The sequence below is a fragment of the Paenibacillus sp. EC2-1 genome (assembly GCF_049311625.1).
In the GTDB taxonomy this organism is placed as follows: domain Bacteria; phylum Bacillota; class Bacilli; order Paenibacillales; family Paenibacillaceae; genus Paenibacillus_AQ.
Genome location: NZ_CP186006.1, coordinates 4,523,967 through 4,547,592, shown reverse-complemented (window position 1 = coordinate 4,547,592; position 23,626 = coordinate 4,523,967). Strand labels below are relative to the sequence as shown.

Below are 23,626 nucleotides of genomic sequence, written 5' to 3'. Positions count from 1 at the left end.
AATGAAAAATCATCCTGACCTTATACATAACTCTGATCAAAAGGAGGCTCGGGAGAAACGTCCATTTTCCCTGACCCGGCGGCAGTTTATAAAGCTCAGTACATCTGCTCTCGTAGGAGTGGGACTTGCAGCGGGAGGTTATGCTTCGTTACTGGAGCCGAAGATGCTTGAGGTGACTAGAGTTTCGCTTCAACAGAAAAGGCTGCCAGATGCTTTTGATGGCATAAAGATTGCCCATTTCAGTGATTTGCATCTTGGATTTCATACGAATGCTGATGATGTCAAACGTCTGGTCAGTGTAATCAATCGGGAACGCCCCGACCTCATCTGTTTTACGGGAGACATGGTTGATGGTCCAGCAGAAGATATGGTCGAAGCGGTTGCTCCGCTCTCAAAGCTGCAGGCGCCTCTAGGTGTGCTTTCGATTGTGGGTAATCATGATTTTGAGAATATGAAGCGGCTGATTGCATTGCAAAAAAGGGCGGGCTTTACCGTTCTTCGTAATGAGAATGTCATATTGGAACGAAACGGATCGCGTATGGCGGTTGTTGGTCTAGACGACTGGCTGCTGGGGAAACCAAATCCGGATAGAGCGCGAAGAGGGATACCGCAGAATATGTATACCTTGCTGTTAATGCATGAGCCTGATTATGCGGGCCTTGCATCAGAGCATCCATTTGATCTGCAGTTATCTGGTCACAGTCATGGGGGACAAATCCGTTTGCCGTGGGTCGGGGAAGTCATCACACCTCCGGGTTCGAAGATGTACATCAAAGGCTTATACAAAATAGGTGACCGAGATTTGCGCCTCTATGTGAACAGGGGGATAGGAACCACACGACTGCCGTTTCGGTTTCTCTGTAAACCTGAATTGACGATTTTGACACTGAATAATCGTGTTTAATAAGAAAATTCTAAATTTGTTACACAAATGAAATATACCTGTTATCAAACTCTAACAGCAGCAGGGTAAACTTATCTCATGACCCCCTTTTGAGAATATATATTTTATTTGGACCCAGATTTCTGGGTCCTCTTTTTTTTTGTCTATGTGTATGCAAGGAAAAACGGAAGGTTAACCGTTGCCCCCAGGTTAAAGAGGCACGGTTACCTTCCGTTTCTGTTTGTAATAAACCCATTCTGTAAAGCCGATGTCTTTAAGGACTCCTGCTACCTCTTCGAATTCATCACCTACTCGAGAGGGCTTATGAGCATCCGAGCCAAATGTAACCTCAACCCCGTGATAACGAGCGCGTTCTAAGATCGCATTGGAAGGGTACCAACCCCCGCTCAATTTGGTTTTTCCGGAAGTATTAATCTCAATAGCAACACCACAATCAGCGATCACCTTAAGCGTCTCATCGAGTGCTTCCTCTGTCACGATGTCGGTGAAGGAAGGATAATTGCCTTTCATAGCATCGATATGTCCGAGAATTTGAAACATGCCACTTCGAGCTGAGTCACGGATGAGGGCGAAGTAATTCTCTTTCTCCGTGATTTTCTGATCCAAGGTTAAGTCTCTCCACCGGTTCTTATTAAAAATACTAACTCCGCTCACCTGATGGACAGAACCAATGATATAGTCGAATGGGTATAGGGAAAGGGTCTGTCGATAGATCTCCGTATGTTCAGGAAAAAAATCAGATTCAATGCCGAGAAGTACATCAATTTTCCCTTCATACTCTCGTTTCAATTGAAGAACTTCCTCTACATATTTAGCTAGTTCAGCTTTCCCCATCGCAATATAAGGAAATGGCTGCTCCTCTTGGCTCCCAAAGTAAGGGGTGTGATCGGAGATGCCGATGACTTTAAGGCCAGCATTAATCCCTGCCTCAATATATTCTCTGATGTTCCCGTCTGCATGTCCGCAGCGGTAGTGGTGTGTGTGCAGATCGAATTTCATGATGCCCTCCTTAAAATAAGAATTTACAGAGTGGTGTTTATTCGCTGCTAATGAATTGTGTTTCTGGCATGCCCTTTAGGTCACTTATAAATTGGCGCATCGCTGAGCTGACATATCGTCCGCTTTTATAAATAACCCCGACAGGATGGCTTACCTCTAATTCAGTAAGAGGGACGATCCTCATGGATCCGTTTCGAAGTTCAGAGGAGACGGATTGCTTGGATATAATGGCTGCCCCGAGATTGATCTCCACCATACGTTTGATCTCCTCACTACTAGACAGTTCCATAACAACCTGAGGCTGAATACCGCGAGATCTCATGACCTCATCGGCAAATCTTCGTCCAACTGTATCCTGTGTCAGAAGGATCAGAGGGGTTTGGCCAAGTACTTCAATGTCGGCTTTGCTTGCTTTAGCTAAGGGATGCTGTGGCGACACAACGAGTTCAAAAGAGTCATAGAACAGGATGGAGGAGTTAACATTAGGATTCCGTTCAATCAGATATCCAATTCCGATGTCGATGAGGTTGTTCTCAACACTGTGATAAATTTGCGATGAGGCCATGGATTGGATCGTTGTTTTAATGTGTGGAAATTGATCCTGAAAATAAGACAGCACGCGCGGTAAGATCTGAATTGCAATGGATGTGGTGGTCCCAAGTCGAATATGTCCTTGAGGAGTTTGGTCCAAATCGGACAATCTCTGTTTCAGTTCGTCAACAATTCTTAGGATATGCTCAGCATGTTCAACGAACACCTGGCCCCGGTCAGTCAATGTGACTGGCTGACTTCGATCGACAAGCACGGTTTTGAATTCATCTTCGAGGCTCTTGATTTGGGCCGAAACGGCCGGCTGGGTCAAATTCAGTAATTCTCCCGCTTTACGAAAGCTCATCGTCTTGGAAATGGTGATGAGCGTCTCCAGTTGGCTGATGTTCATGGCCGTCCTCCTATTATGATTTCATATGATCCGTGTCTTTCAAGTGATGTAACTTTCTTATTAAATTATAGGTTATTATACGGAGCGGGGCAATGCGAAGCTATTTTAAAGCTTTAAGTGACGTGATCGAGATTAATTTTCATTTTCCAGAAATTCTATATTCATTGCGGGAGAGGAAATACCGATAATAATAAAGTCGCTATTTTCGGACTACGACGAAAGACCTAAGGAATACAGTGATTTTAAAGTAGCTTGTCTGTCCTTTCATTCGGTAAATCTATACGTGAGCGTTAATTTATGATGATTTATTACAGGGTATACATTATAATGACATTAACTAACAAACGGGACTTTGGGACCCTGACCATAAACCCAGTGAAAGGGGATTAATCGGTAATGAAAGCGGAAGTTATCAATCCTTTTTTAGAATCCGCAAGACTCGTCATTGAGCAAGTCATACAGGTCTCACCTTCCACGGGAAATCTTGGGGTCAAGGAGATTTCTTTAATCGATAACCATATTTGGATACAGATTGGTATGACAGGTCAAATGAGTGGTGATATTGTATTCGGCCTGCAGGAACAAGTAGCACTGCGCATGGTGTCAGTTATGATGGGCGGTTATGTACTGACGGAGATGGATGAGATGGGGCAAAGCGCTATCTCTGAGTTAGGAAATATGATTAGTGGCAATGCAAGCACGATATTGTCCAATCAAGGAGTTAGTGTTGATATCACACCTCCTAAAGTAATTAGATCGGTTAATATTACTGAATTTACTCAGAAGAAGGCACTTAGCATCCCACTCGTAATGGATGGGATCGGAGAGCTGGATATTCAAGTCATGATTTCTTAGAATAGAGAGATTAGAACAGTCCTTCACAAACGGAGATTTGTTATTAACAGGGCTCCAGACTGTAGAGAGGAAGTAGAAATCATGCTTGATAACCAAGTTATTGTTGTAACAGGAGCGTCTAGCGGCATCGGTGCATTAACGGCTGAGATGCTATCGAGTCAAGGTGCTTATGTAGTACTTGCAGGGCGTTCAGAGGAGCGTCTAAAGCAGGTTGGAGGCCGGATGAAAGGTTCATATGAGCTCGCGCTGCTGGATGTACGGGATACAGCTCAAGTGCAAGCATTGTTCTCTCAGATCGAACATAAACATGGCAGAATTGACGTGCTTGTAAATAATGCTGGGTACGGAATATTTGAAACGTTTATCGATATGCCACAGGAACAGTTTGAAGACATGATGGATGTCAATTATATGGGAATCGTTCGATGCACGCAGGCTGTGCTTCCAGGAATGATTCAACGTAAGTCTGGACATATCGTGAATGTTGCATCGATGGCTGGAAAAATCGGTTCTGCTAAGTCCACTGCATACTCTGCCACGAAACATGCGGTTTTGGGTCTCACAAATTCACTTCGACAAGAGCTGCGGGGAACGGGAATAACTGTGTCAGCGGTGAATCCAGGGCCGATTGATACTCCTTTCTTCTCACTTGCAGATCCAACAGGTGGGTATGTTAAGAATGTTGGATGGTTTATGATGAAGCCCGAATATGTTGCGGGGCGAATTGTAAAGTTAATCCGAAAACGCAAGGAAGAAATTGATTTGCCACGACTTGCAGGTGCAGGGATAAGATTCTATAATCTGTTCCCCCGTCTAGCTGATCGTTTATCTTATCGCTTCATGAATAAGAAATAAACAGATCGCTCTAGTATTAAGCGAATGGGCCGGCTCTTTTGGAGCCGGTTTTTTCAAGTTTACCGAGACATACTTTTTACGATAAGATAAGCTTCATTTGGTGAGATCTTCTGTTTTAGCATATAATGAAACATGAGTGAACAATACTCAGAGATAAAGGATGGACGAACCTATGACTTCTACTACATTTACAACACTCGGTATTACCGAGGATTTAGCAGCCCGCTTGGGTGAGTTTGGAATACATACGCCTTCTCCGGTGCAGGCAGAAGCGATTCCACAAGTGCTGGAAGGTAAGGATGTGCTTGCAACTTCTCAGACAGGAACCGGCAAAACTTTAGCGTATTTACTGCCTGTGCTTCAAAGCATAGATACCGAGAGCAAAGCAGTTCAGAAAGTGATTCTAGCGCCTACTCAGGAGCTCGCTATTCAGATTGTGCGAGAGGGAGAGCGTTACGGTGAAGTTCGAGGAATCGGTGTGCTCGGATTGATCGGGGGCGCATCAGCCAAACGGCAGCTAGAGAAGCTAAAATTACATCCTCAATTGATTGTGGGTACACCAGGACGTGTGCGTGAGTTGATTGAAATCAAGAAACTTAAGATGCACGCAGTTACTACAATCGTTGTGGATGAAGTCGATCAGGTGTTTAATCTTGGGGCAGCAGGGGATGTGGAACGAATCCTGCGAAGCGCCATGCGTGATCGTCAGCTTGTATTCTTATCCGCTACGGTGAGCCCGCAAACAGCTGAATTGGTTAAGCGGGAGATGGACAGACCTGTAGAGATTGGCATTGATCCTGAGTTAAGAACACCGTCTGCTCTGGAGCACTACTACTTCGTCAGTGAGGAACGGGACCGGATAGACATGGTTCGGAGAATTTTCCGGCACTATAAAACAGATCGAGCGATTGTATTTGTCAACACGACAGCGGATCTTGCTGAGGTTGAGGCCAAACTTAATTATGCAGGCTTAAGTGCTGCAGCTCTTTATGGCGATGCGGACAAAATGACACGCAGTAAAGTATTGAATGCGTTCCGCGAAGGGCGTACACAGCTTCTGGTAGCGAGTGATGTCGCTGCAAGGGGCCTAGATATTGAGGGACTCGGTATGGTTATTAACTACGATCCACCGATGAATGCTGAATTTTATACGCATCGTGCAGGAAGAACGGGACGCATGGGACGCAGCGGGATGGTTATCTCGATTGTTACGGATCGGCAAACCTTTATTATGCGAAAATTCAACCGTGAGTTGGGTATTTCGATTGAGGAAAAAGCGTTATATGGCGGTAAGGTAAGATCTCCAAGAGAAGTACCATCCGGTACTGCTCGTACTCCCAATAGCGGTTCGTTCACACGAGCTAAAGAGAACAACCCAGCTCGTCAGAACCCAGGGAAGCCAGCTAAGGTATCAGGACAAACGGGTACTCGCAGCTCTTCCGGTAAAGTATCACAGGAGCGTCAGAGTGAACGGGAACGCGATCGGAAGAACAAGGGTGCTCCGAAGTGGCTGAAGAACAAACCGCCACAGGGGTAATTAATGAAATAACAAGCATTTAGATTCATGTAAGTGTAATGCAATACAATGAAATGTCATTATCCAGTGTCCTTTTAGCGTATCGTTATGTATGCGAAAGGACACTGCTGAAAATGGGGTGAACAGGAATGAAGGAGAATCCAGTATTATCCGTTCAAAACTTAAGCGGGGGGTATAGCTTGAACCGCCCTGTTCTGCATGATGTCACCTTTAGTGTCCAGCCTGGTGAAATGGTGGGCCTGATCGGACTTAATGGAGCAGGTAAGAGTACCACGATGAAGCATATTCTTGGGCTTATGAAGCCGCAGAAAGGTGAAGTTCGGGTTCAAAACCAGACTCGGGATGAGAACTCGGAAGCGTATCATGGTGCACTGGCATTTGTCCCAGAATCCCCGCTTCTATACGAGGAGATGACGGTAAGGGAGCATCTAGAATTCACTGCAAGATCCTATGGCGTGCCTCGTGAAGAGTATGAAACTCGCTCAGCTCAATTATCCAGCATGTTTCGTATGGAGGATAAGATGGATAGCCTGTCTGCACATCTTTCTAAAGGAATGCGGCAGAAGGTCATGATTATGTGTGCATTTGTTGCAAGGCCATCATTATATGTTATAGACGAACCTTTTTTGGGGCTCGATCCACTTGGTATTCGCTCTCTGCTTGATTTCATGCTTGAGCTTAAAGCTGCCGGTTCCTCGGTGTTGTTAAGTTCACATATTTTATCAACGATTGAGAATTACTGTGATCGGTTTATCGTATTGCATCAAGGAAGGATCATTGCGCAGGGAACCCTTCAAGAGGTTGCAGAGCAGGCTGGGAAACCAGGTCTACCGCTTGAGGAGCTGTTCTATGCACTTATTCAAGGCGGGAATGGCGAATGAATCTGCGGGAGTTATATGCCAAAAGACGGAGTCAATTTTGGGGTGAGGTTCTACCGTACCTTGGTTATGTTATTCAAAGTGGTGTAGCGGTTGTATTTCTATTCCTGCTCATTGCTTTCTCGGCTTGGTATACCTCATTAGTACAGCATATACCACCCGACTTACCTATACGCTGGATTATGCTAATCGTATTATTACCGCTAACGGTGAATAGTGGTGTTCGCACTTATCTTCAACAGGCAGATACGGTGTTTCTTATGCCTCAAGAATCAAGAATGAATCAATACTTTGCTAAGGGCTGGGTAGGCGGCACAGTCTACAAAATTGCGGGATTAATCATGGTGGTACTTACCCTATGGCCGTTATACATACGGAGCGATCAGGATCCAAAGTCTTTATTAGCAAGTATTGTGGTCTTGGTTGGATTAAAACTCCTGTCCAGTTACGGAAGCTGGAAAGAGCTTAGTATGACCTCACGGGGGGCTGCTGCAGCGTATCGTGCACTGCGCTGGACGATTATTGCGTTAGCTATCGCTTCATGGCTGTGGTATCCAAGTCTTCGCAGTCTGTTGTTTATCGTGCTGGTAGGGGCTACTTATGTTGCATCTTTATCCATTCCGGCTAAGCATCCTGTTGCTTGGGAGCGGTTGATTCAGGTAGAGAAAAGGCAGGCCGGCCGGGTGATGATGATCCTTAGCTGGTTCGTGAATGTGCCACAGCGTGAACAGAGGGTGTATGCACGAAGATGGCTGTCTCGTTGGGGAAGTGGAATCCCTTGGCGCAAAGATACAGCTTATCGTTATTTATTAATCAAAAGTCTTGTTCGAAGTGATATCTTCGGCATTCTGATCCGAGTTGGGATTCTTGGTGCACTGCTTGTCTGGTGGACACGCGGAGGTATGGCCTCAAGTGCAGTTTATCTGGTCAGCTTGATGATCGCTGGATTGCAGCTTACATCGCTGCGTAAGCTGCACCATGAGTCATTCTGGCTTCATGTTTATCCTCTGCCTGAGGGAACACGGCGGGTTAATGAAGTAAAACTTGTGTTTCAGGTGCAATTGTTATGGGCGGTGCTCATGTGGCTTCCACTACTTGCTTCCATAGGTACTGAGCCTGGACTTGTGCTCGGTACGGGGGCATGTGGTGTGGCGCTTGTCGTTATATTCCGAATGGCTGCTCTGAAACGGGGACGCAAGGAAGATGAGGATGAGGACGATTTCTAAAAATAGTTAACAAATAGAGGGGTATCCCCACGGGTCAAGGACCGTGTGAGGATACCCCTTTTATAATAGATGAAAGCCATTCGTGGATTAGAAATTATTATTTATAATGCTGTTTCATTATACCCAGAAAGCACGAGTGATGATAACGAGAAGGATAAAGAGTACCAGAATGGCTCCTACGCCGCTTCCGTATCCTCCGCCGCATACACCATATCCACCATATCCACCACATCTATTTTCTTCAACTGCACTCATGTTCATTCCCCTTTCAGTTCGTTGTGTTAGTACACAGTATACTATGTGGCCACATGGCCAAGTGTATGGGCGAGCGTGTATTCTGAATAAAGAAATAAGATCGGGGATTAGCCCGATCTTATTCGTGGTTTGTGTATGGAATTATGCCTGTTGTAAGTCTTGAATTCCTTTATATATAAGATCGAATAGATCTTCGAGATGTTCTTCTTCGATACAGGAGAAGGCAATCCGGAGATCGTGCTCCCCAAGGGCAATCGTTCCAACACCATATTCATGAATGAGATGGGAACGGAGCGCCTCGGCAGAGATACCGTTAAGTTTAAGGCACATAAAGTATCCGGAGTTGAACGGGTAATACTCCCATACATCACCATACTTACCGCTATCGAGAAGGGATTTAACCTTATTCGCGCGGCCTTTCATGATGTTGAACTTCTCTAACTTCTGTTGTTCGAATTCCGGAGACTTGAGCGCATCCAGCACAAAGGTCTGAGAAGGATGAGAACCACTTGAAATCGTAGCCCGAATAATACCAAGGGTCTTCTGTTCGAGTGCAGTAAGTACGTCTTTATTCTCCGAAGCATAAGTAATGAATCCGACACGGAAGCCCCATACGAATTCTTCTTTGGTCGCTCCGTCGATTTTGACTGCTAATACTCGTGGATGGATATCCGCCAAGCGTCCAAATAGGGATTCTTTAAGTGAATTTTCGAAGAACAGACCGAAGTAAGCATCATCCGTTACGGCAACAACATTAATGCCAGCTTCTGCAGCCTCCAGAATAGCAGCTACGATGGCTTCGCCTTCTTCAACACCTGGTGTATAGCCCGTCGGATTGTTAGGGAAGTTCAATAGTACAACTGCTTTACCCTTGTCCTTCTGACTTAGAAGTGCTTCGCGTAGGCCAGCGGCATTAAATTTCATATCTTCTGTAAATAGTGGATAGTTCACGGTAACACCATGACGGCGGATACCGAAAGTGAGCTCATAGTTCTCCCAGTTCTTATCTGGATAGACAACCGCATCTCCTTCGTCAACAAACAGATCGGCAACAATGCTCAGTCCATGTGTGAGTGCATTGGTAACGATAGGATTGCTGAAGCTCTTGCCTTCAAGCGTAGGGTTCTCCTGTATCATCTTGTTCCGCCAAGCAGAACGCAGCTCAGGTTTACCAGCAGGAGGAGCATAGCTGTAAAGATCCTTCGGCTGATAAGCAGACAGCTTGTCTTGGATGACGCCCAAATGCATGGGGATTCCGCCTTCTGTTGCAATGCCGATGGTTGCGTTATATTTTTTGGCATGGCTTGTTGCTTCCGCTGATTGGCTCAGAATACCTTCCTTAGGAAAATAAATTTCTTTACCGAGGTTTGACAACATGTCGTAGACATGAGGATTTCCTGTTTTGATGCTTTCGTTCAATTGTCCAGCCAATGGGTTCATGAGTTGATTCCATCCTTCCGAGTACTTTAGGTTAAGGTGCAGTATCTCTCATCTCTGATTTCATTGACTAACATTATAACACTTGACTGCGAAAGCGTCACGGAAAATGCATACGTCTACGAAGAGGAAGGATGGTACTTACATATATGTTCAACGGTTACTGCATCCCGGTTCTCATTGCGGCTTTTGAGTCCGTCTAGTACATGATTGAGTCGCTGATTTTTCAGGTTTTGTCCAAACTTAAATTTAGCTGACATATGAGTAGGATCAAGCTTAATTAAGGCAACACCTTTCAGCTGAGGAATATATCTTGGGTCCTTGGCATCGATCGGATCATATCCCCCCTCGGGTTGAAGCTTAAGCATAAACTGGCTGAGGGCTACTGCCTTTTCTTCAATGTTCTCTACAACAACAGCAGTTCCGCTTGCGGTAACACTTTTGAAAAATGCTGTAGCCGGACAGGCCATCGCTGAATCGGTAAAGTAAGACGGAATCACTGCATATTCATCTGCTACGGTGAAGCTGATTGCTGAATTTTGGAACAGGTGGTCCATTTTTTCGCCCATACGGCTTCCATGAAAATAAAAAGCACCGTCAACAAACACAAAATTCAGTGGAGTGACCCGTGGACATCCCGCTTCATCAACCGTTCCAAGAAAACCAAAGCTCATTTCCATTAGAAACTGCTCCACTTCCTGTGGATCTTCAATCCTAAATTCACTTCTTCTCATTTCAATCCGCATTCCCTTCGAGTTCAGTTTTAAACAGCATAAGGTTCCAATTGACAAGAAAAAAGATCCAATTTACATTGTTTTAAATGGTCCAATCTGGAATTGGAGGGAAAGTGATGGAGCTTGGATTATCTGTTGAAAAATATCAGGAGAAATACCGCTATAAATACTTGGCTCTTTATCATGCTTTAAGGGACGCCATATTAAGTGGAGTGCTCGCTGAGGGAACACGGCTTCCTGCGACTCGTGAGCTTGCTCGTCTGTATGGGATGTCCAGGGGATCGATAGCACAAAGCTACGATATGCTTTTTGCTGAAGGTTACGTAGAGGCGATGATAGGAAGTGGAACTTATGTAGCCAAGGGCGTGTCTATTTCACCAAGGGGAAAGGAAGAAGATGATGTACAGTCTGATCCTGTATTATCCACCTGGGGACAACGGATGGTAGATTGCTTGCCCCTTCGTGAACAACGGCCGGATTCAAACTTTAATGCATGGAGATTGCAAGAGGGAAGAGAAAGCACTGAAACTGAGGCATGCATATCGTTTATCGGTGACAGAGCAGCGTCTGAGCATTTTCCTTCTAAGGAATGGAGAAGCTCGATCAATTATGCTGTAAGCAATCCGAGAAACGAATACCATCAAGAGCTACCTACGGCAGGTCATTTCGAACTCCGTCAAGCAATCGCTGCACATCTAAAATTCACACGAGGGATACAGGCTGAGGCAGAAAATATTGTGGTTTTTAGCGGATCAATGCAAGGCATTGTGCTGCTCTCCCAATTACTAATAAATCAAGGAGAGCCTGTGGTTCTTGAGAACCCAGGGTATTTTGGAATACGAAAGGCAGTGGAGGCCTGTGGTGGAAGAGTTGTATCGGGGGAGGTGGACCGTTTCGGTATCATTCCTGCTCCTTGGGATGCGCGGCTCTTATTCGTCACACCAAGTCGGCAATATCCAACGGGCGCGGTACTGCCCCTGGATCGGAGAAGAGAATTGTTAAGATGGGCCAACGCTCATCATGCCATTATTATTGAGGATGATTATGATAGCGAGTTCCGCTTTAGTGGTCGTCCCATGGAGCCACTTAAGGCGCTGGATAGCACGGGGCGTGTCATTTATATCGGTTCATTCTCCAAGACGATGTTTCCCGGTCTCCGCATTGGATATGCAGTCCTTCCTAAGGCGATGGTAAATCCGGTGGTTGCTGCAAAAGCACTGTATGAGCCCGTGTCACCTGCGCTACTGGAGCAGCGAGCTTTGGCGCATTTTATGACACGAGGAGAATATGGCAGGCATCTGCGTCGTATGACTCGAATTTATAAAGGACTTCATTCGCACTTGGTAAAACATATAGAAGAGAAGATAGCCCATTTGTTCCGAGTAGATCCTGGAGATGCCGGGCTGCATATATACGCGACTTGGCTGCATGGAGCAGATCAGTACGAGGTTTTTAAACAGGCTTGTCAATATAGAGGTGTAGAGTTTAGGGATGCTGCATTGTACCGTCTTACGCCGGGAATTCCGGCTGGTTGCTTCTCATTCGCTCATCTAGATAGGGAGAAAATTGAGAATGGAGTCTGCCGAATGGCTCTAGCATGGGAGGACATGCAAAACCTATCAAAAAAGAGTATCATGGAGATAGAGAGAAATTAATATTTTGAAAGAGACAAGGGGGAATGACGTGATGCTAAATGCATCGCCGTCTTCTTTTGTAATCAAGCCCGCTTTAGCGAAAATCGCCTGTGAACCAGGATGGAAATGGCAGAAGCGTGAGAAACCGATGCAAAATTATGACTTATTTTATGTATGGAGTGGTGAAGGAACCGTCGTACTCAATGACGAAGCGTATGAGGTAGGAAAGGGAAGCTGTTTTCTATTCTCTCCTGGCGATCATACAAGTGCCACACACAATCCGCAGAAGCCGCTTGTTCTAACCTACATGCATTTTGACGTGACCGATCCTGTCAGTGAGGTGCCTGCTCCCTATCGGAGGCTGACCGAGACGATGGATTTCGAATATTTGCTTGCTAAGTACGTTCGGCTGTATCTAGACCAGCCTTATGGGGCGGAGATTGAAGGGCAGATGATCTTAAAGCAGCTGATGATTTATTTGCTTAGAGATGATCAGGATACACCGGTTAGTAAGAAAGCGAGCAACCATCTGTCGGAGGCGATTCATGAGATTGCGAATTATGTTCGTCTACATCCGGGTATACCACACAGGGTTGAGGATTTGGCTGCAAGAGCAGGGCTGTCTCCCCGCTATTTTTCAATCAAGTTCAAGGAGCTTATGGGTACACCGGTCCAATCTTATATTATTAAGATGAGGATTGAGCGGGCGCAGCATCTGCTACTGCATCAGGGTATGAACGTAACAGAAGTGGCTGATGCACTCGGCTATAGAGATATTTTCTTCTTTAGTCGGCAGTTTAAGCAGTACACAGGAAAAAGTCCGTCTGAGGTTCGTTAAGAAATGGTGGATGATAACGTTATGTTTCATCTCCCATTACAATGGGTAATGACTAGGATTAAGTCTTGATAAGACAGAGAGGAGGGTGCCGGCAATGAGCCAAAGAAGAAGAATGCGCAGCTTAATATGCAGTCGTGGTGGTTGCGGCATTTTTAGAAATCGTTTACGTCGGTTTAAGAGTGCTAGTCCTGAGCAGAATTTGTGGTTCTAATAAATCATACACATAACAGCACCTGTCTTATTTCTCCTAGAGGATTGATTCCTTGGCGAAATAGAAAGGTGCTTTTTTAACGTTTATAATAGATGAATGATCGGAACCCCAAAGGAGAGAAAGAATGAAAAAGCCTTGTGAATTAACCGGAAAAGTAGCGTTTGTAACCGGAGCATCAAGTGGATTTGGCCTCTTGATCTGTCTGGAGCTTGCAGCGCAGGGGTATGTGGTGGTAGCAGGGATGAGAAGGGTAGAGGCTTCGAAGATGCTGATGACTTCTGCTATAGAAGCGGGATTGGAATCTCGAATTCATGTGGTCAGACTGGATGTGTGTAAGCCGGAATTGATCGAGCAAGCTGTTTCAGAGATTCATAATCGCTGGGGGCGTCTGGACCTTCTTGTGAATAATGCAGGAGAAGCGGTGGGTGGATTTGTAGAAGAGGTATCGCTTGATGCATGGCGGAAACAGATGGATGTGAACTTCTTCGGAACCGTCTCTGTAACTCAAACAGCTCTGCCACTCATGCGCAAAACTCCAAAATCTAGAATTATCTTCATGAGTAGTATAAGTGGAGTCGTCGGATTCCCTGGGTATGGACCATACGCTTCTTCTAAGTTTGCTGTGGAGGGAATGGCTGAATGTCTTTCACTAGAGCTTCAGCCGCTCGGAATGGATGTGGTGCTGATTGAGCCAGGAGCATACGGAACACCAATCTGGGGCAAAGGGTTTAGCGATATAAAAGCGGAGGCTGGATCTCCTTACCATAAAATGCTGAATAATGTGCTGGATTTCTCCAGAACAACTGCTGAAAAAAGCGGTGATCCGCAGGAAGTTGCCCGACTGGTTGGGGAAATCGCTCGAAGCGCTTCCCCAAAGTTCAGGTACAGAGTCCCTTTTGGAACACGGATGACTATTGTAGCTAAGTTGTTACTGCCTTACCGGTTGTTTCGGCATATCGTACTAAGAACGCTTAATAAATAGGCAAGCGAGTTCTATGATTCTTTTGACGGCTTATGAAGAAGACCTAGAAGTGCGCCCATCTTCACCTTATCTCCGACCGTTAGGTCACCACGAGGCGTGAACGTACCATTCTCTGTTAGAAGAACAACGGTAGAACCAAATTCAAAGTAGGCCAGATCGTCACCGTTACGCCATTCACTTACGGATGGATCGGCATATTTAATACTGCTGACGTTCATCGCACCGACTTTAACAACAGCGACTTCGCCATGCTCGTGAGTGATGTAGGTTATGAGTCTTTCATTACGGCTAAGGACGGATCGGATGTTCGTCATCGCAAAATCATTCACCGGGTATACCTTACCACGGAGATGCTCACTTTCCGCCTTTTTCCCGGTTACAGGAGAGTGAATCCGGTGATAGTCGGTAGGGCTTAGATATAGCACGAATACATAACCGTTCGTATAATTCTCCATTCGCGGGGAATTAGCAAGCAGATCGCCGATCGTATAATCTTGGCCTTTGACGTTTAGGATGGTACCGGAATGAATAGGACCCATACCGGTAATGACTCCGTCTACAGGGCTGGTCATTGCACTGGCCGTTTCATCGATTGCACGCATCCCCATCTTCAATCGACGGGAGAAGAATTCGTTCAGTGAACGGTATTCATGGATTTCTTTTTCCGCTTCATGGGCGGGGATTTGATATATTCGTATAAACGTTGGTATCAGATAACGGCTCAATCTGCTGTGGGAAAAGCCTCCCATGATCCGGGATACCCACTTACGGGAAGATAGTTCTGTCATCAGCCTCAGTAATTGTTTAGCCATGTGATTCTCCTTTTACTCATGCATTAACAATGGGCGGATCAAACCATCCGCACTCTGAATTATATTGACATAGAACAGGGGTTAAATCAATAAAAAGGGGAATTTGTAAAAAAGGGACTTGCAAATTTTGGAGATCGTGTGTATTTTTAAGTCAGCTTAAAATCGAATAGGGAATACGGGGGCTTGAGTGAATCAGGCTGAGACTGCAGACATTATTCCGCTGCTGACCGTTAATCTGAACTGGGTAATGCCAGCGTAGAGAATATCCGACCCTCAATCCATAGGGCCTTCTTTCCGTCTGCGCATGTTTCCAGACGGTTTTTTGTTGTGCTCTGATAAAGATCTTAAGTAAGAGAGGGGAAGTTGTGATGCAATCCAGTACTCAAGAAAAGTTGAATACACCTGTCAGAAAAGGACTAAGATTGAGTGATATTTTGGTTACCGTTCTGGTATCGCTTGTGATTGGTGTGGTGTACCACTTTTGGGGCTCGGTGTATAACCTGTTTAAACCGTTGTTTTTTGAAGCAGATGAGTTGCTGTATGGAATGTGGTTCGCTGCGGCTACTCTTGCTTTTCTACTGATTCGTAAGCCTGGTGTAGCGCTTGTAGCAGAGCTTGCAGCTGCTCATGTGGAGGTGTTATTCGGAAGTGGATGGGGTCTTAACTTGCTGTTATACGGATTAATCCAAGGTTTGGGGGCAGAACTCGTATTTGCGGCTTTTCGCTATAAAAAGTATTCGGTCTGGGTCGTTGCTCTTGCCGGGGGAGTATCTGCGGTTGGTTCGATGTTTATGGATTTCTATTTAGCGTATACAGATGACTATGCTTGGTGGCTATTCATTGCCAAGTACAGCATGCGTGTTATTAGCGGGGCCCTGATTGCAGGATATCTCATGTATGTCTTGGCAAAAGCATTGGAACGAACAGGAGTAACCTCACTGCTTCGTCCGGTTTCAGCTAAGGACTATGAAGATTTGGATGATCCTCAGCATGTATGAGAACACACTGGATCAACATCTGGTGCAGGGTGATGAGGTAATGAATGCACCTTGTACGGTTTATGTGGAAGACTTGCGGTTGAAGTTTCCGGGCGAGAGTCAGCTGACGTTTAAGGATGTATCATTTGCAGCGAAAAAAGGAGAAAAGGTGCTTCTCCTAGGACCGAGTGGATGTGGTAAATCGACACTGCTTCAGGTGCTTAGTGGCATGATTCCGAATGCAATAGAAGTGCCTATGAAATGCGCGGGACAGCAGATTCCCTCTTCGTGGGCGTATGTGTTTCAGGACCCGGATACACAATTTTGTATGCCGTATGTGGACGAGGAATTGGCTTTTGTGCTGGAAAATCTCAGTGTTCCGCAGGAAGATATGCTTGCTCGGATGAAAGAGGTTCTAGGTAAGGTTGGCCTGCAGCTGGATGACCTTCATATGCCTATCAGTCATCTCTCTCAGGGAATGAAGCAGCGGCTTGCACTCGCATCTGCTCTGCTTCTTCAGCCGGATGTGCTGTTTCTAGATGAGCCTTCTGCACTGCTGGACCCAGAGGGAAGAGAACAGATATGGGAAGCCGTAAAATCTGTTTCAGACGGGCGAACGCTCATTATTGTTGAGCACCGGATTGAGGAGATGGTGGAGTATGTTGACCGTGTGGTGCTGTTTGGACCTAGTGGACTGATCCTCGGTGAAGGTAGACCAGAGTATATGTTTACAGCTTATCAGCAGGAGCTGAAGGATTACGGGATATGGTACCCCGGGGTGTGGGATGACTACATTCGATCAGAGGCTGGAGCAGATTCGAAGGCAAAAGCAAAGGCAAAGACGGATCATATTTCTGCAACTATGGGACATGGGGAGCTAGCTAGTGATGTGGTTCCTTATGATAGCTTAAGTGAGAATAAGGATCTCGGCAGGATCGGAATGGATACCATCACGCGAAGTGGAGCCCTTCATCCTGTTATGGATTTACATGATATTACAGTACTCAGGAAAAAAGAAGCGGTCGTACAGCTAGAACGAGGTGTGGTGTATCCAGAGGAATTCATAGCTGTAACGGGTCCAAATGGAGCAGGGAAGAGCTCGTTGTTGCTGGGCTTGATCGGCCTACTTCCACTGGAAGGTGAGTATTATCTTTCTGGTGAAGTCGTGGTGCTAGGGAAGAAGAGGAAGGAGCGAAAGTTTCGGGAACAGATGCTGCGCCGAATCGGCTTTGTGTTCCAAAATCCGGAGCTTCAATTCGTCACAGAGCGAGTATTAGACGAGGTAGCCTACTCGCTTCTAGTAGACGGAATGCCGCTCGCACAAGCAGAACAAGCAGCGCGGGAATCGCTGGATCGATTCGGGCTTAAAGGACTTGAGCATCGCCATCCTTATCAGCTATCCACCGGACAAAAACGTAGATTAAGCGTTGCCACCGCAATGGCACGGCAGCCGGAGGTGCTTTTGCTGGATGAGCCTACATTTGGACAGGATGCACGAAACACGTTCGCCATTTTGGACATGTGTGAGGAGCTGCGGCAGGCAGGAACAGCGATTATAATGGTGACTCATGAGATGAAAATTGCACAGCATGCGGCCACCCAGGTATGGGATGTTCGAGAGGGAAGAGTAGTTCCCCATCAGGTTTCATCTAGCATGACAACTGGTTTTCCTGGTAGTAGTAGGAGAGAGAGCCGAGATGAACAAGAGCTAAGTCTTACGGGGGTGAGTCGATGAACTTTTGGAAACCGCAAAGGTTAACTTGGTTGCATCGTGCGAATCCAGTCGTTAAGCTGGGGGTTCTTATGGGTTTGTTTCTTATCACGGTACTCACCCATGATCTTGATTTTGTGATGTACCAGGCCGTTATTTTCACGCTATGTTTGTTGTTCCTAAGCGGCATTAAGCCGTGGAAAATGTTATTGTTCTGTCTGCCGTTTGGGATTGCGTTCATCTCATCCTCCTCTTCGATGATGTTGTTTGGTCGTGGGGATAACATCTGGTGGGAATGGGGCTTGTTCCGTGTGTCTGAAGAGAGCTTTTATCGGGGACTGCATCTCGGGTTTAAAGGAATTACGTTTGCCGCGGAAGGGCTGCTGTTCGTCACAACGACCTCTTCGGTGGACTTATTCTATGGATTGATGCAAAAACTTCGTCTTGCACCTAAGTACGCCTATAGCTTCATGGCTTCGATTCGGCTGTTGCCAATGGTATGGGAGGAATATCTGGTGCGCCGTCAGGCGCTTAAGGTACGAGGGCTTCGACCCATTCGCGGGGGGAAGGGTGTGGTAGATCGAGCTGGGATGTATGTCGTTCCACTCTTAGCTCAGAGCATTCGGAGAGCCCACCGCGTTGCGGCTGCCATGGAGGCAAAGCAGTTTAGCGGGGAGAGCAGAAAGGCTAGAACCTTCTATTATAAGTCTCGGTTCACGGTGTACGATGTTCTCATCGTTCTATTATTGGCAGGTGCGGCCTGCACAGCGTATGTCATTGCCATTAACTATCCATGGTTTGGGATTGGGGATGTGCGATTCAATTGATTTTAGGGGAAGATGATGCTAAACTGCATGTAAATACTTTCCTGCTACCGTATAAAGCGGAGCTTACCGAGATTTCGGTGGGCTCCGCTTTTTTGTGTAATAGAGGTGCACATAGCGCAGGAATATATGTCTAATAGACTAGAAGGAGGATTGGGTATTTATGCCAAAATAAACCAATATATGATAAACTAGTTACAATTGACTATTGGATTTATGCAGGTGAGGCATTTGAAATAGCTAGATTGCAGAAAAAGAGAAGATGCGTAAATTATGCGAAAACATATTTTGAGGGAGTGTGGGATGACATTGTTGACGATTGTTAAAGGGTTTCTTGCAGCTGTAGTAACGAGTAGTGCAGTGCTAGGGTTTGGAGGGGCTGAGCCTGTATCAGCAGCTACTACGAAATTTAAAGACGTACCAGCGAGTCATTGGGCTAGTTCTTCTATTGAAGCTGCTGTGAGGAAGGGGTATTTTAAGGGGTATGGTCAGGGAGTCTTTAAGCCTAATGCTACGGTTACTAGAGCGGAATTTGCAGCTCTAATGGCGCGTGTGTCGAAAACTGTTCCTGATAAAGAGAAGACAGATGTATTTACGGACTTGAAGAATCACTGGAGTAAAAAAGAAGTAGATCGCGCAGTATCGCTAGGTTTTATAAATCCCAGTGATTACCCAAATGGGTTTAAACCGAACACTCCATTAACCCGTGAAGAGATGGCTAAATGGCTGAGCTCAGGGTTAGCAGCGGCTGATAAGGATTTCAAACAGGCACTAGCGGATACGAAATCCACACTCATCCCTGCAAAAGAGGCATTCAAACCAGGTATTTCCCAGGCAAGTGTGCCATATATTGCAGTGGCAATGGGGACAAATTTAATGAGTGGTTATCCGGATGGCTCTTTTGGCCTTAAAAATACGACAACTAGAGCGGAGACATCTGCAATTCTCCTAAGGCTCGAGAAAGTAAGCAGTCAAACCGCTGATTCATTTGCAGATTTGAACGAACTGCGAATGGTGGGGACGAAGAAAACGAATTTGGAGTTGGTGACTCCGTTTACAACAACTAATACTTCTTTTTCAAATATAGCAGGTAAGAAAAAGACTTTTAGGAATGGAGCAGGCTATCTTGTATTTCATCGGGCTATAGCTGTTGATATACAGGATTGGAAAAACAAGAAAAGTATATATGCTCCATTATTTGTCGACGAAAGCAACAGAAAATTTTTAACCAGAGAAAAAGGAATATACCCATTATTCATGCAAATTACAATTTATCCGAAGTCGAAAAACTTTGATTTGGAACATTACTCTTTTGGGACTACTGATTATACTTCGGGTGAACGAATTAACAATGATTTATATAAGCAATTTGGCTATAATACTCTTCCATATATCGACACAAAAAAATTCTTTGCCAATCGTCCAGAAGGCGTAACTGTATGGGTTAAAAGATCCATGAAAGATGGAAGCCTAAGGGGACAATTTGATATGGATGATGGTTCCGTTGTTTACATGGATCAGAAGAATTAAGGGGTATAAATATATTGAAGAGATTATTATCAATAATACTAATAGCTTCTATTTTGTTAATTAATTTTAATGAGATAATTTATGCTGGATTTTCAAATGGTTATCCTACGAAAGATATTGAAATAAAGCCTAATGGGTTGGCATTTAAAAAACAAACAATTGAAGTAACAGTAATAGGTATGGCTACTCCTCAAGGTAATATTATTTGGACTCAAACAGATACAGATGAATGGGTTGCAACTCGCGCTAACGGAGAACAAGTAAGAACGGGTACATTTGGTTCAGGAGAAAATGCTGTACCAACAAAAGCAATGGTGAAGAATAAAATTAATTCATTGGACTATGCCCCAGAATCAATGAGGGATAAAGCAAACAACCCATTTAAAAGAGAACATGTAAAGCAACTAGGAATTGAAGATATGAATTATATTATTGCAGATTCATATGAGAAGGAAGGAGAAAAACCTGATTTTATAAAGGGGGATATCTTTGCACATTTATGGACATGGACTGGACATCCTTCAACAGTGACAAAAAAAGTTAGATACGGTACTAGACCAGACGGAGCACCCAAATTCAACGCTCACTATTACATTCCTCTTGAAATTGACTACAAAGGCTACGTCACCGAAACCAAAGAACTCAAAGTTTCAGATAATGCGACCCTAAAAAAGGGACAAACCAAACAACTAAAAGCGGAAGTCCGAACACAAGAGTATGACATGGATGTTTTTACTGACTATGTAGACGTTACAAGGCGTGTTCAGACCGAATGGATTACTGACAAAGAATCCGTTGTATCTGTAGATCCCAAAACAGGGGTGATTAAGGCAGAGGGGAAAGGGTCTGCAAAGATTACAGCTAAATGGAAGAGTGGGCCTTATTACATTTATGATTACGTGAACATCACCGTAGGTGACGAAACCCTTCCTCCCTGCATACCGGGTGAGCCGGGCTGCGAAAAGCCACCAGAAGAACCCAAAGTGGAATGTACTGATCCATCACCTAGTACAGCCGCAGAAGGCCGCTACATGGATCCCGTTGTTACTGCCAAAATTCTAGCCGATCAGCGTGGAAGTGAAGCGTTCGATGTTCTACGAGGCATTCCGACCTCTGAATCACTTTACGGTAATGTATCTGCTAGAAACTATCTCTATCAGAATAAGTTTGTGAACATGAAAGGTACTTGTAAGTTCACGGTGAATGTTGAAAAAACATGGTCACTGACATGGGACCCCGGTAAAAAGGTCACTGGTCCGGATGGAAAGGAAACAGAGGAGCCAGATCCACAATCTGAAGAAGAAACGGTTACCCAGACACATACGGTTGAACGTCCGTACTCTTTTTGGGTAATCGATAACCTAGAAGTCTACCAGATTGATCAGGCAACATTAAAGAACTATGCACTGCCTGGTGGGGAGATTATACTTCGTCCGAAAGGATATCAGGCACCTACCTATACAGCTCAATCAACAGGTAATTATTATCCCCCAACAAGTCCAGGCACGGTCACTGCGCCAAGTGATAGTAAGAGTGGGGGAAAGACGAAGCCCTCTCCACCGAATGATGATTTAAAGAGCTACGCGGAAAAGGCGATCCAAAAAGTTGAAGTTACAAATGATTCCTTGAGTTTTAATAATCAGACGATCATCAACGGAGCTCGCGTGCCTGAAACAGGACCTACACCAGCAAGGATTCCAACCCCAACACAGATTGGACAAGACATACTGTACAGTCCGAACCACATGATTAGCCCGGACAAGATCAATCGAGCGAATACAACAAGTGCAGGGACAATTATATATGATCTACTACCAGGTAACATCAATGGAGGGAGTCAGCAGGAGTTCCCGATCCATGGGATTAATACCGTAACGGTACATACTCCTGTTGTTAACTATTCTTCTGTTACGGATGACCAAGCACATAATCAGAAGACTAAGCCGAATGCGAGCCGTGCGGCCTTCATTTTGGATCGTCCATTCACCGTCCGCATTCCGACTTCTGGTCAGCATGTTAATTACCCGGGATATGGGAACCGAGATTATGCGAAATACATACGGACCAAACAGGTCTACTTTCCGTTTGATGTGTACAGCCGGGACAGGTCGACATTCTATCCGAAGAATACCTGGATTACCATTCCGGTGAATCAGATCGATACAGATTTTTTTCTGCCGGTATGGGTGGACGAAGGCGATTATACCGTTTCTTTTCGGACCATTGCTGAGAATGCTCCTGAGGATTATTCCACACAGCCAAGCGCTAATCAGGACTTGAAGCACCATGTCGCAACGGATATAGAGCAGGTTGAGGTGATCGGAAGAGTCTATGATTTTCGAGTTACAGATATCGCAGACTATAACTGGGAGACGGTATTTCGAACACAAAAGGGTAGCTCATCTCCACGTGGCACCTCATATTGGACGGGCAAGCAGGATATTGATGGAGCAATAAGAGGGAACCAGCTACCGAATACACTCCCGATTGCCCCTGGGAAGCATCCTAATCCAGGATATAAGAACGTATCTGTAAAGACAGGCTACCATTTTAAATTTGATCTCAAAACCAAAGGAAACATGTTTAGCACCAAGGATGGCATTGCGATCACACCAAGCTTCTACTTCGTGAATAAAGATGGAAAAGGGAGACAGGCTGTAGATCTTTATTACCATAGCGATAAGCGAAACTTTATCCGAATCGGTTCACCGCAGGATCAAGAGAAGCGGTATGTCATTCTAAACGAAAGATTGCGAAATGTACCCCAGAGTGAGCTTCAGGATACTGCATCTTATCTCTACAATCATGGTGGAGCTCCCGGTGGCATATCAGCCCAAGCGTTTATGAAGCAATTCGTTGAGAAAATCACCAAGAATAAGACTTGGGTTGGACGCTATGACTGGATGCTCCTTCCCTCAGGTGTGCGTACACTAATCGGGCCGAAGTCTGGCCTTCCGTCTACAGTAGATGCAGAGCGTGCTAATGCTGCGGTTCAGCGGTGGTATGGAGAATATAGTATTCCGTCAGACGTATATGTAGTCAAGAAGGGAGCTGACCTTGCTGCATACGGGCGCGTGAAGGGACTTGATGAGAATTCAGAAATTTTTCTGAAAAAAGGATTTATTGTGGTGAACTTTAATATTGAGACAATTCAAGCGGGAAATCTAACTCAGCCACATCTTCAGTACATCAACGCACCACTTATGAATCAGTGGAAGCTGGAGGGTTACGCCAATTCATATACCAACCCGTATGGGTACAGGTTTGCACTAACGGATGGAGATACGCTGTTCTACCATGCAGATCAGTCTAGCAAGCGAGATTTCACCTCTCAGGTGCCGCATTAAGTTTGACTAATCGTGCTCAGTCATAACTAGTGATTTTAAAATAATAACTGCAAATGACTTTAACTTACAGGCGCCCTGGGCGCCTGTTTTTTCTCGTTCTACATTCATTTCGTATAAGAACAATGGATAAGGTGCAAAAA

At 45.2% G+C, this 23,626-nt stretch carries 20 protein-coding genes and 1 riboswitch; of the genes, 14 read left to right on the top strand and 6 right to left on the bottom strand.

What is annotated here, in order from left to right:
* Position 1 precedes the first annotated feature (1 nt).
* The gene (locus ACK8P5_RS21240) at positions 2 to 904 is read left to right on the top strand and encodes a metallophosphoesterase (RefSeq protein ID WP_422658230.1); all 903 of its coding nucleotides are present in this window, start codon (positions 2 to 4) and stop codon (positions 902 to 904) included.
* Positions 905 to 1,093: 189 nt separating this feature from the next.
* Here ACK8P5_RS21240 and ACK8P5_RS21235 read toward each other — a convergent pair whose 3' ends face one another.
* Positions 1,094 to 1,903, bottom strand: coding sequence for a histidinol-phosphatase (locus ACK8P5_RS21235; RefSeq protein WP_422658229.1), 810 nt, complete (start codon positions 1,901 to 1,903; stop codon positions 1,094 to 1,096).
* Positions 1,904 to 1,940: 37 nt separating this feature from the next.
* Positions 1,941 to 2,843, bottom strand: coding sequence for a LysR family transcriptional regulator (locus ACK8P5_RS21230; RefSeq protein ID WP_422658228.1), 903 nt, complete (start codon positions 2,841 to 2,843; stop codon positions 1,941 to 1,943).
* A gap of 396 nt (positions 2,844 to 3,239) precedes the next feature.
* Between ACK8P5_RS21230 and ACK8P5_RS21225 the strand changes: the two genes are divergently transcribed.
* The 5 genes from ACK8P5_RS21225 (at position 3,240) to ACK8P5_RS21205 (ending at position 8,194) form a co-directional block, all read left to right on the top strand.
* The gene (locus ACK8P5_RS21225; RefSeq protein ID WP_422658227.1) at positions 3,240 to 3,698 is read left to right on the top strand and encodes a chemotaxis protein CheX; all 459 of its coding nucleotides are present in this window, start codon (positions 3,240 to 3,242) and stop codon (positions 3,696 to 3,698) included.
* An 81-nt stretch (positions 3,699 to 3,779) separates the two neighbouring features.
* Complete coding sequence (locus ACK8P5_RS21220; RefSeq protein WP_422658226.1) at positions 3,780 to 4,553, top strand: SDR family NAD(P)-dependent oxidoreductase; 774 nt, start codon at positions 3,780 to 3,782, stop codon at positions 4,551 to 4,553.
* A gap of 172 nt (positions 4,554 to 4,725) precedes the next feature.
* Entirely contained in the window at positions 4,726 to 6,090 is a 1,365-nt protein-coding gene (locus ACK8P5_RS21215) for a DEAD/DEAH box helicase (protein ID WP_422658225.1), read from the top strand.
* A 128-nt stretch (positions 6,091 to 6,218) separates the two neighbouring features.
* Positions 6,219 to 6,971: an ABC transporter ATP-binding protein gene (locus ACK8P5_RS21210; RefSeq protein WP_422658224.1), complete on the top strand. Its 753-nt coding sequence runs from the start codon at positions 6,219 to 6,221 to the stop codon at positions 6,969 to 6,971.
* A complete protein-coding gene (locus ACK8P5_RS21205; RefSeq protein WP_422658223.1) occupies positions 6,968 to 8,194 on the top strand; it encodes an ABC transporter permease in 1,227 nt (408 codons plus the stop codon). The genes ACK8P5_RS21210 and ACK8P5_RS21205 overlap by 4 nt, the downstream gene beginning before the upstream one ends.
* A 117-nt stretch (positions 8,195 to 8,311) precedes the next feature.
* On the opposite strand, the gene ACK8P5_RS21200 is transcribed toward ACK8P5_RS21205, so the two are convergent.
* The 3 genes from ACK8P5_RS21200 to ACK8P5_RS21190 all read right to left on the bottom strand — a co-directional run bounded on the left by ACK8P5_RS21200 (position 8,312) and on the right by ACK8P5_RS21190 (position 10,620).
* Positions 8,312 to 8,449: a YjcZ family sporulation protein gene (locus ACK8P5_RS21200; protein ID WP_422658222.1), complete on the bottom strand. Its 138-nt coding sequence runs from the start codon at positions 8,447 to 8,449 to the stop codon at positions 8,312 to 8,314.
* A gap of 141 nt (positions 8,450 to 8,590) precedes the next feature.
* Complete coding sequence (locus ACK8P5_RS21195) at positions 8,591 to 9,889, bottom strand: aminotransferase class I/II-fold pyridoxal phosphate-dependent enzyme (protein ID WP_422658221.1); 1,299 nt, start codon at positions 9,887 to 9,889, stop codon at positions 8,591 to 8,593.
* Positions 9,890 to 10,005: 116 nt separating this feature from the next.
* On the bottom strand, positions 10,006 to 10,620 hold the full coding sequence (locus ACK8P5_RS21190) for a pyridoxamine 5'-phosphate oxidase family protein (RefSeq protein ID WP_422658220.1): 615 nt from the start codon (positions 10,618 to 10,620) through the stop codon (positions 10,006 to 10,008).
* A gap of 116 nt (positions 10,621 to 10,736) precedes the next feature.
* On the opposite strand from ACK8P5_RS21190, the gene ACK8P5_RS21185 reads away from it, so the two are divergent.
* The 3 genes from ACK8P5_RS21185 to ACK8P5_RS21175 all read left to right on the top strand — a co-directional run bounded on the left by ACK8P5_RS21185 (position 10,737) and on the right by ACK8P5_RS21175 (position 14,285).
* On the top strand, positions 10,737 to 12,275 hold the full coding sequence (locus tag ACK8P5_RS21185; protein ID WP_422658219.1) for a PLP-dependent aminotransferase family protein: 1,539 nt from the start codon (positions 10,737 to 10,739) through the stop codon (positions 12,273 to 12,275).
* 31 nt (positions 12,276 to 12,306) lie between these two features.
* Complete coding sequence (locus tag ACK8P5_RS21180; protein ID WP_422658218.1) at positions 12,307 to 13,092, top strand: helix-turn-helix domain-containing protein; 786 nt, start codon at positions 12,307 to 12,309, stop codon at positions 13,090 to 13,092.
* Positions 13,093 to 13,427: 335 nt separating this feature from the next.
* On the top strand, positions 13,428 to 14,285 hold the full coding sequence (locus ACK8P5_RS21175) for an SDR family oxidoreductase (RefSeq protein WP_422658217.1): 858 nt from the start codon (positions 13,428 to 13,430) through the stop codon (positions 14,283 to 14,285).
* An 11-nt stretch (positions 14,286 to 14,296) separates the two neighbouring features.
* On the opposite strand, the gene asd is transcribed toward ACK8P5_RS21175, so the two are convergent.
* Positions 14,297 to 15,097: an archaetidylserine decarboxylase gene (gene asd, locus ACK8P5_RS21170; RefSeq protein ID WP_422658216.1), complete on the bottom strand. Its 801-nt coding sequence runs from the start codon at positions 15,095 to 15,097 to the stop codon at positions 14,297 to 14,299.
* A 165-nt stretch (positions 15,098 to 15,262) separates the two neighbouring features.
* Positions 15,263 to 15,376: riboswitch (TPP riboswitch) on the top strand.
* 89 nt (positions 15,377 to 15,465) lie between these two features.
* Here asd and ACK8P5_RS21165 point away from each other — a divergent pair.
* The 5 genes from ACK8P5_RS21165 to ACK8P5_RS21145 all read left to right on the top strand — a co-directional run bounded on the left by ACK8P5_RS21165 (position 15,466) and on the right by ACK8P5_RS21145 (position 23,486).
* Positions 15,466 to 16,095 (top strand): ECF transporter S component, encoded by a 630-nt coding sequence (locus ACK8P5_RS21165; RefSeq protein WP_422658215.1) that lies wholly within the window; start codon positions 15,466 to 15,468, stop codon positions 16,093 to 16,095.
* Between the two features lie 40 nt (positions 16,096 to 16,135).
* A complete protein-coding gene (locus tag ACK8P5_RS21160) occupies positions 16,136 to 17,809 on the top strand; it encodes an ABC transporter ATP-binding protein (protein WP_422661536.1) in 1,674 nt (557 codons plus the stop codon).
* Positions 17,806 to 18,612: an energy-coupling factor transporter transmembrane component T family protein gene (locus ACK8P5_RS21155; RefSeq protein ID WP_422658214.1), complete on the top strand. Its 807-nt coding sequence runs from the start codon at positions 17,806 to 17,808 to the stop codon at positions 18,610 to 18,612. Before ACK8P5_RS21160 ends, ACK8P5_RS21155 begins: the two co-directional genes overlap by 4 nt.
* A 300-nt stretch (positions 18,613 to 18,912) precedes the next feature.
* A complete protein-coding gene (locus tag ACK8P5_RS21150; protein ID WP_422658213.1) occupies positions 18,913 to 20,139 on the top strand; it encodes an S-layer homology domain-containing protein in 1,227 nt (408 codons plus the stop codon).
* A gap of 11 nt (positions 20,140 to 20,150) precedes the next feature.
* The gene (locus ACK8P5_RS21145; protein WP_422661535.1) at positions 20,151 to 23,486 is read left to right on the top strand and encodes a DUF5704 domain-containing protein; all 3,336 of its coding nucleotides are present in this window, start codon (positions 20,151 to 20,153) and stop codon (positions 23,484 to 23,486) included.
* Positions 23,487 to 23,626 lie beyond the last annotated feature (140 nt).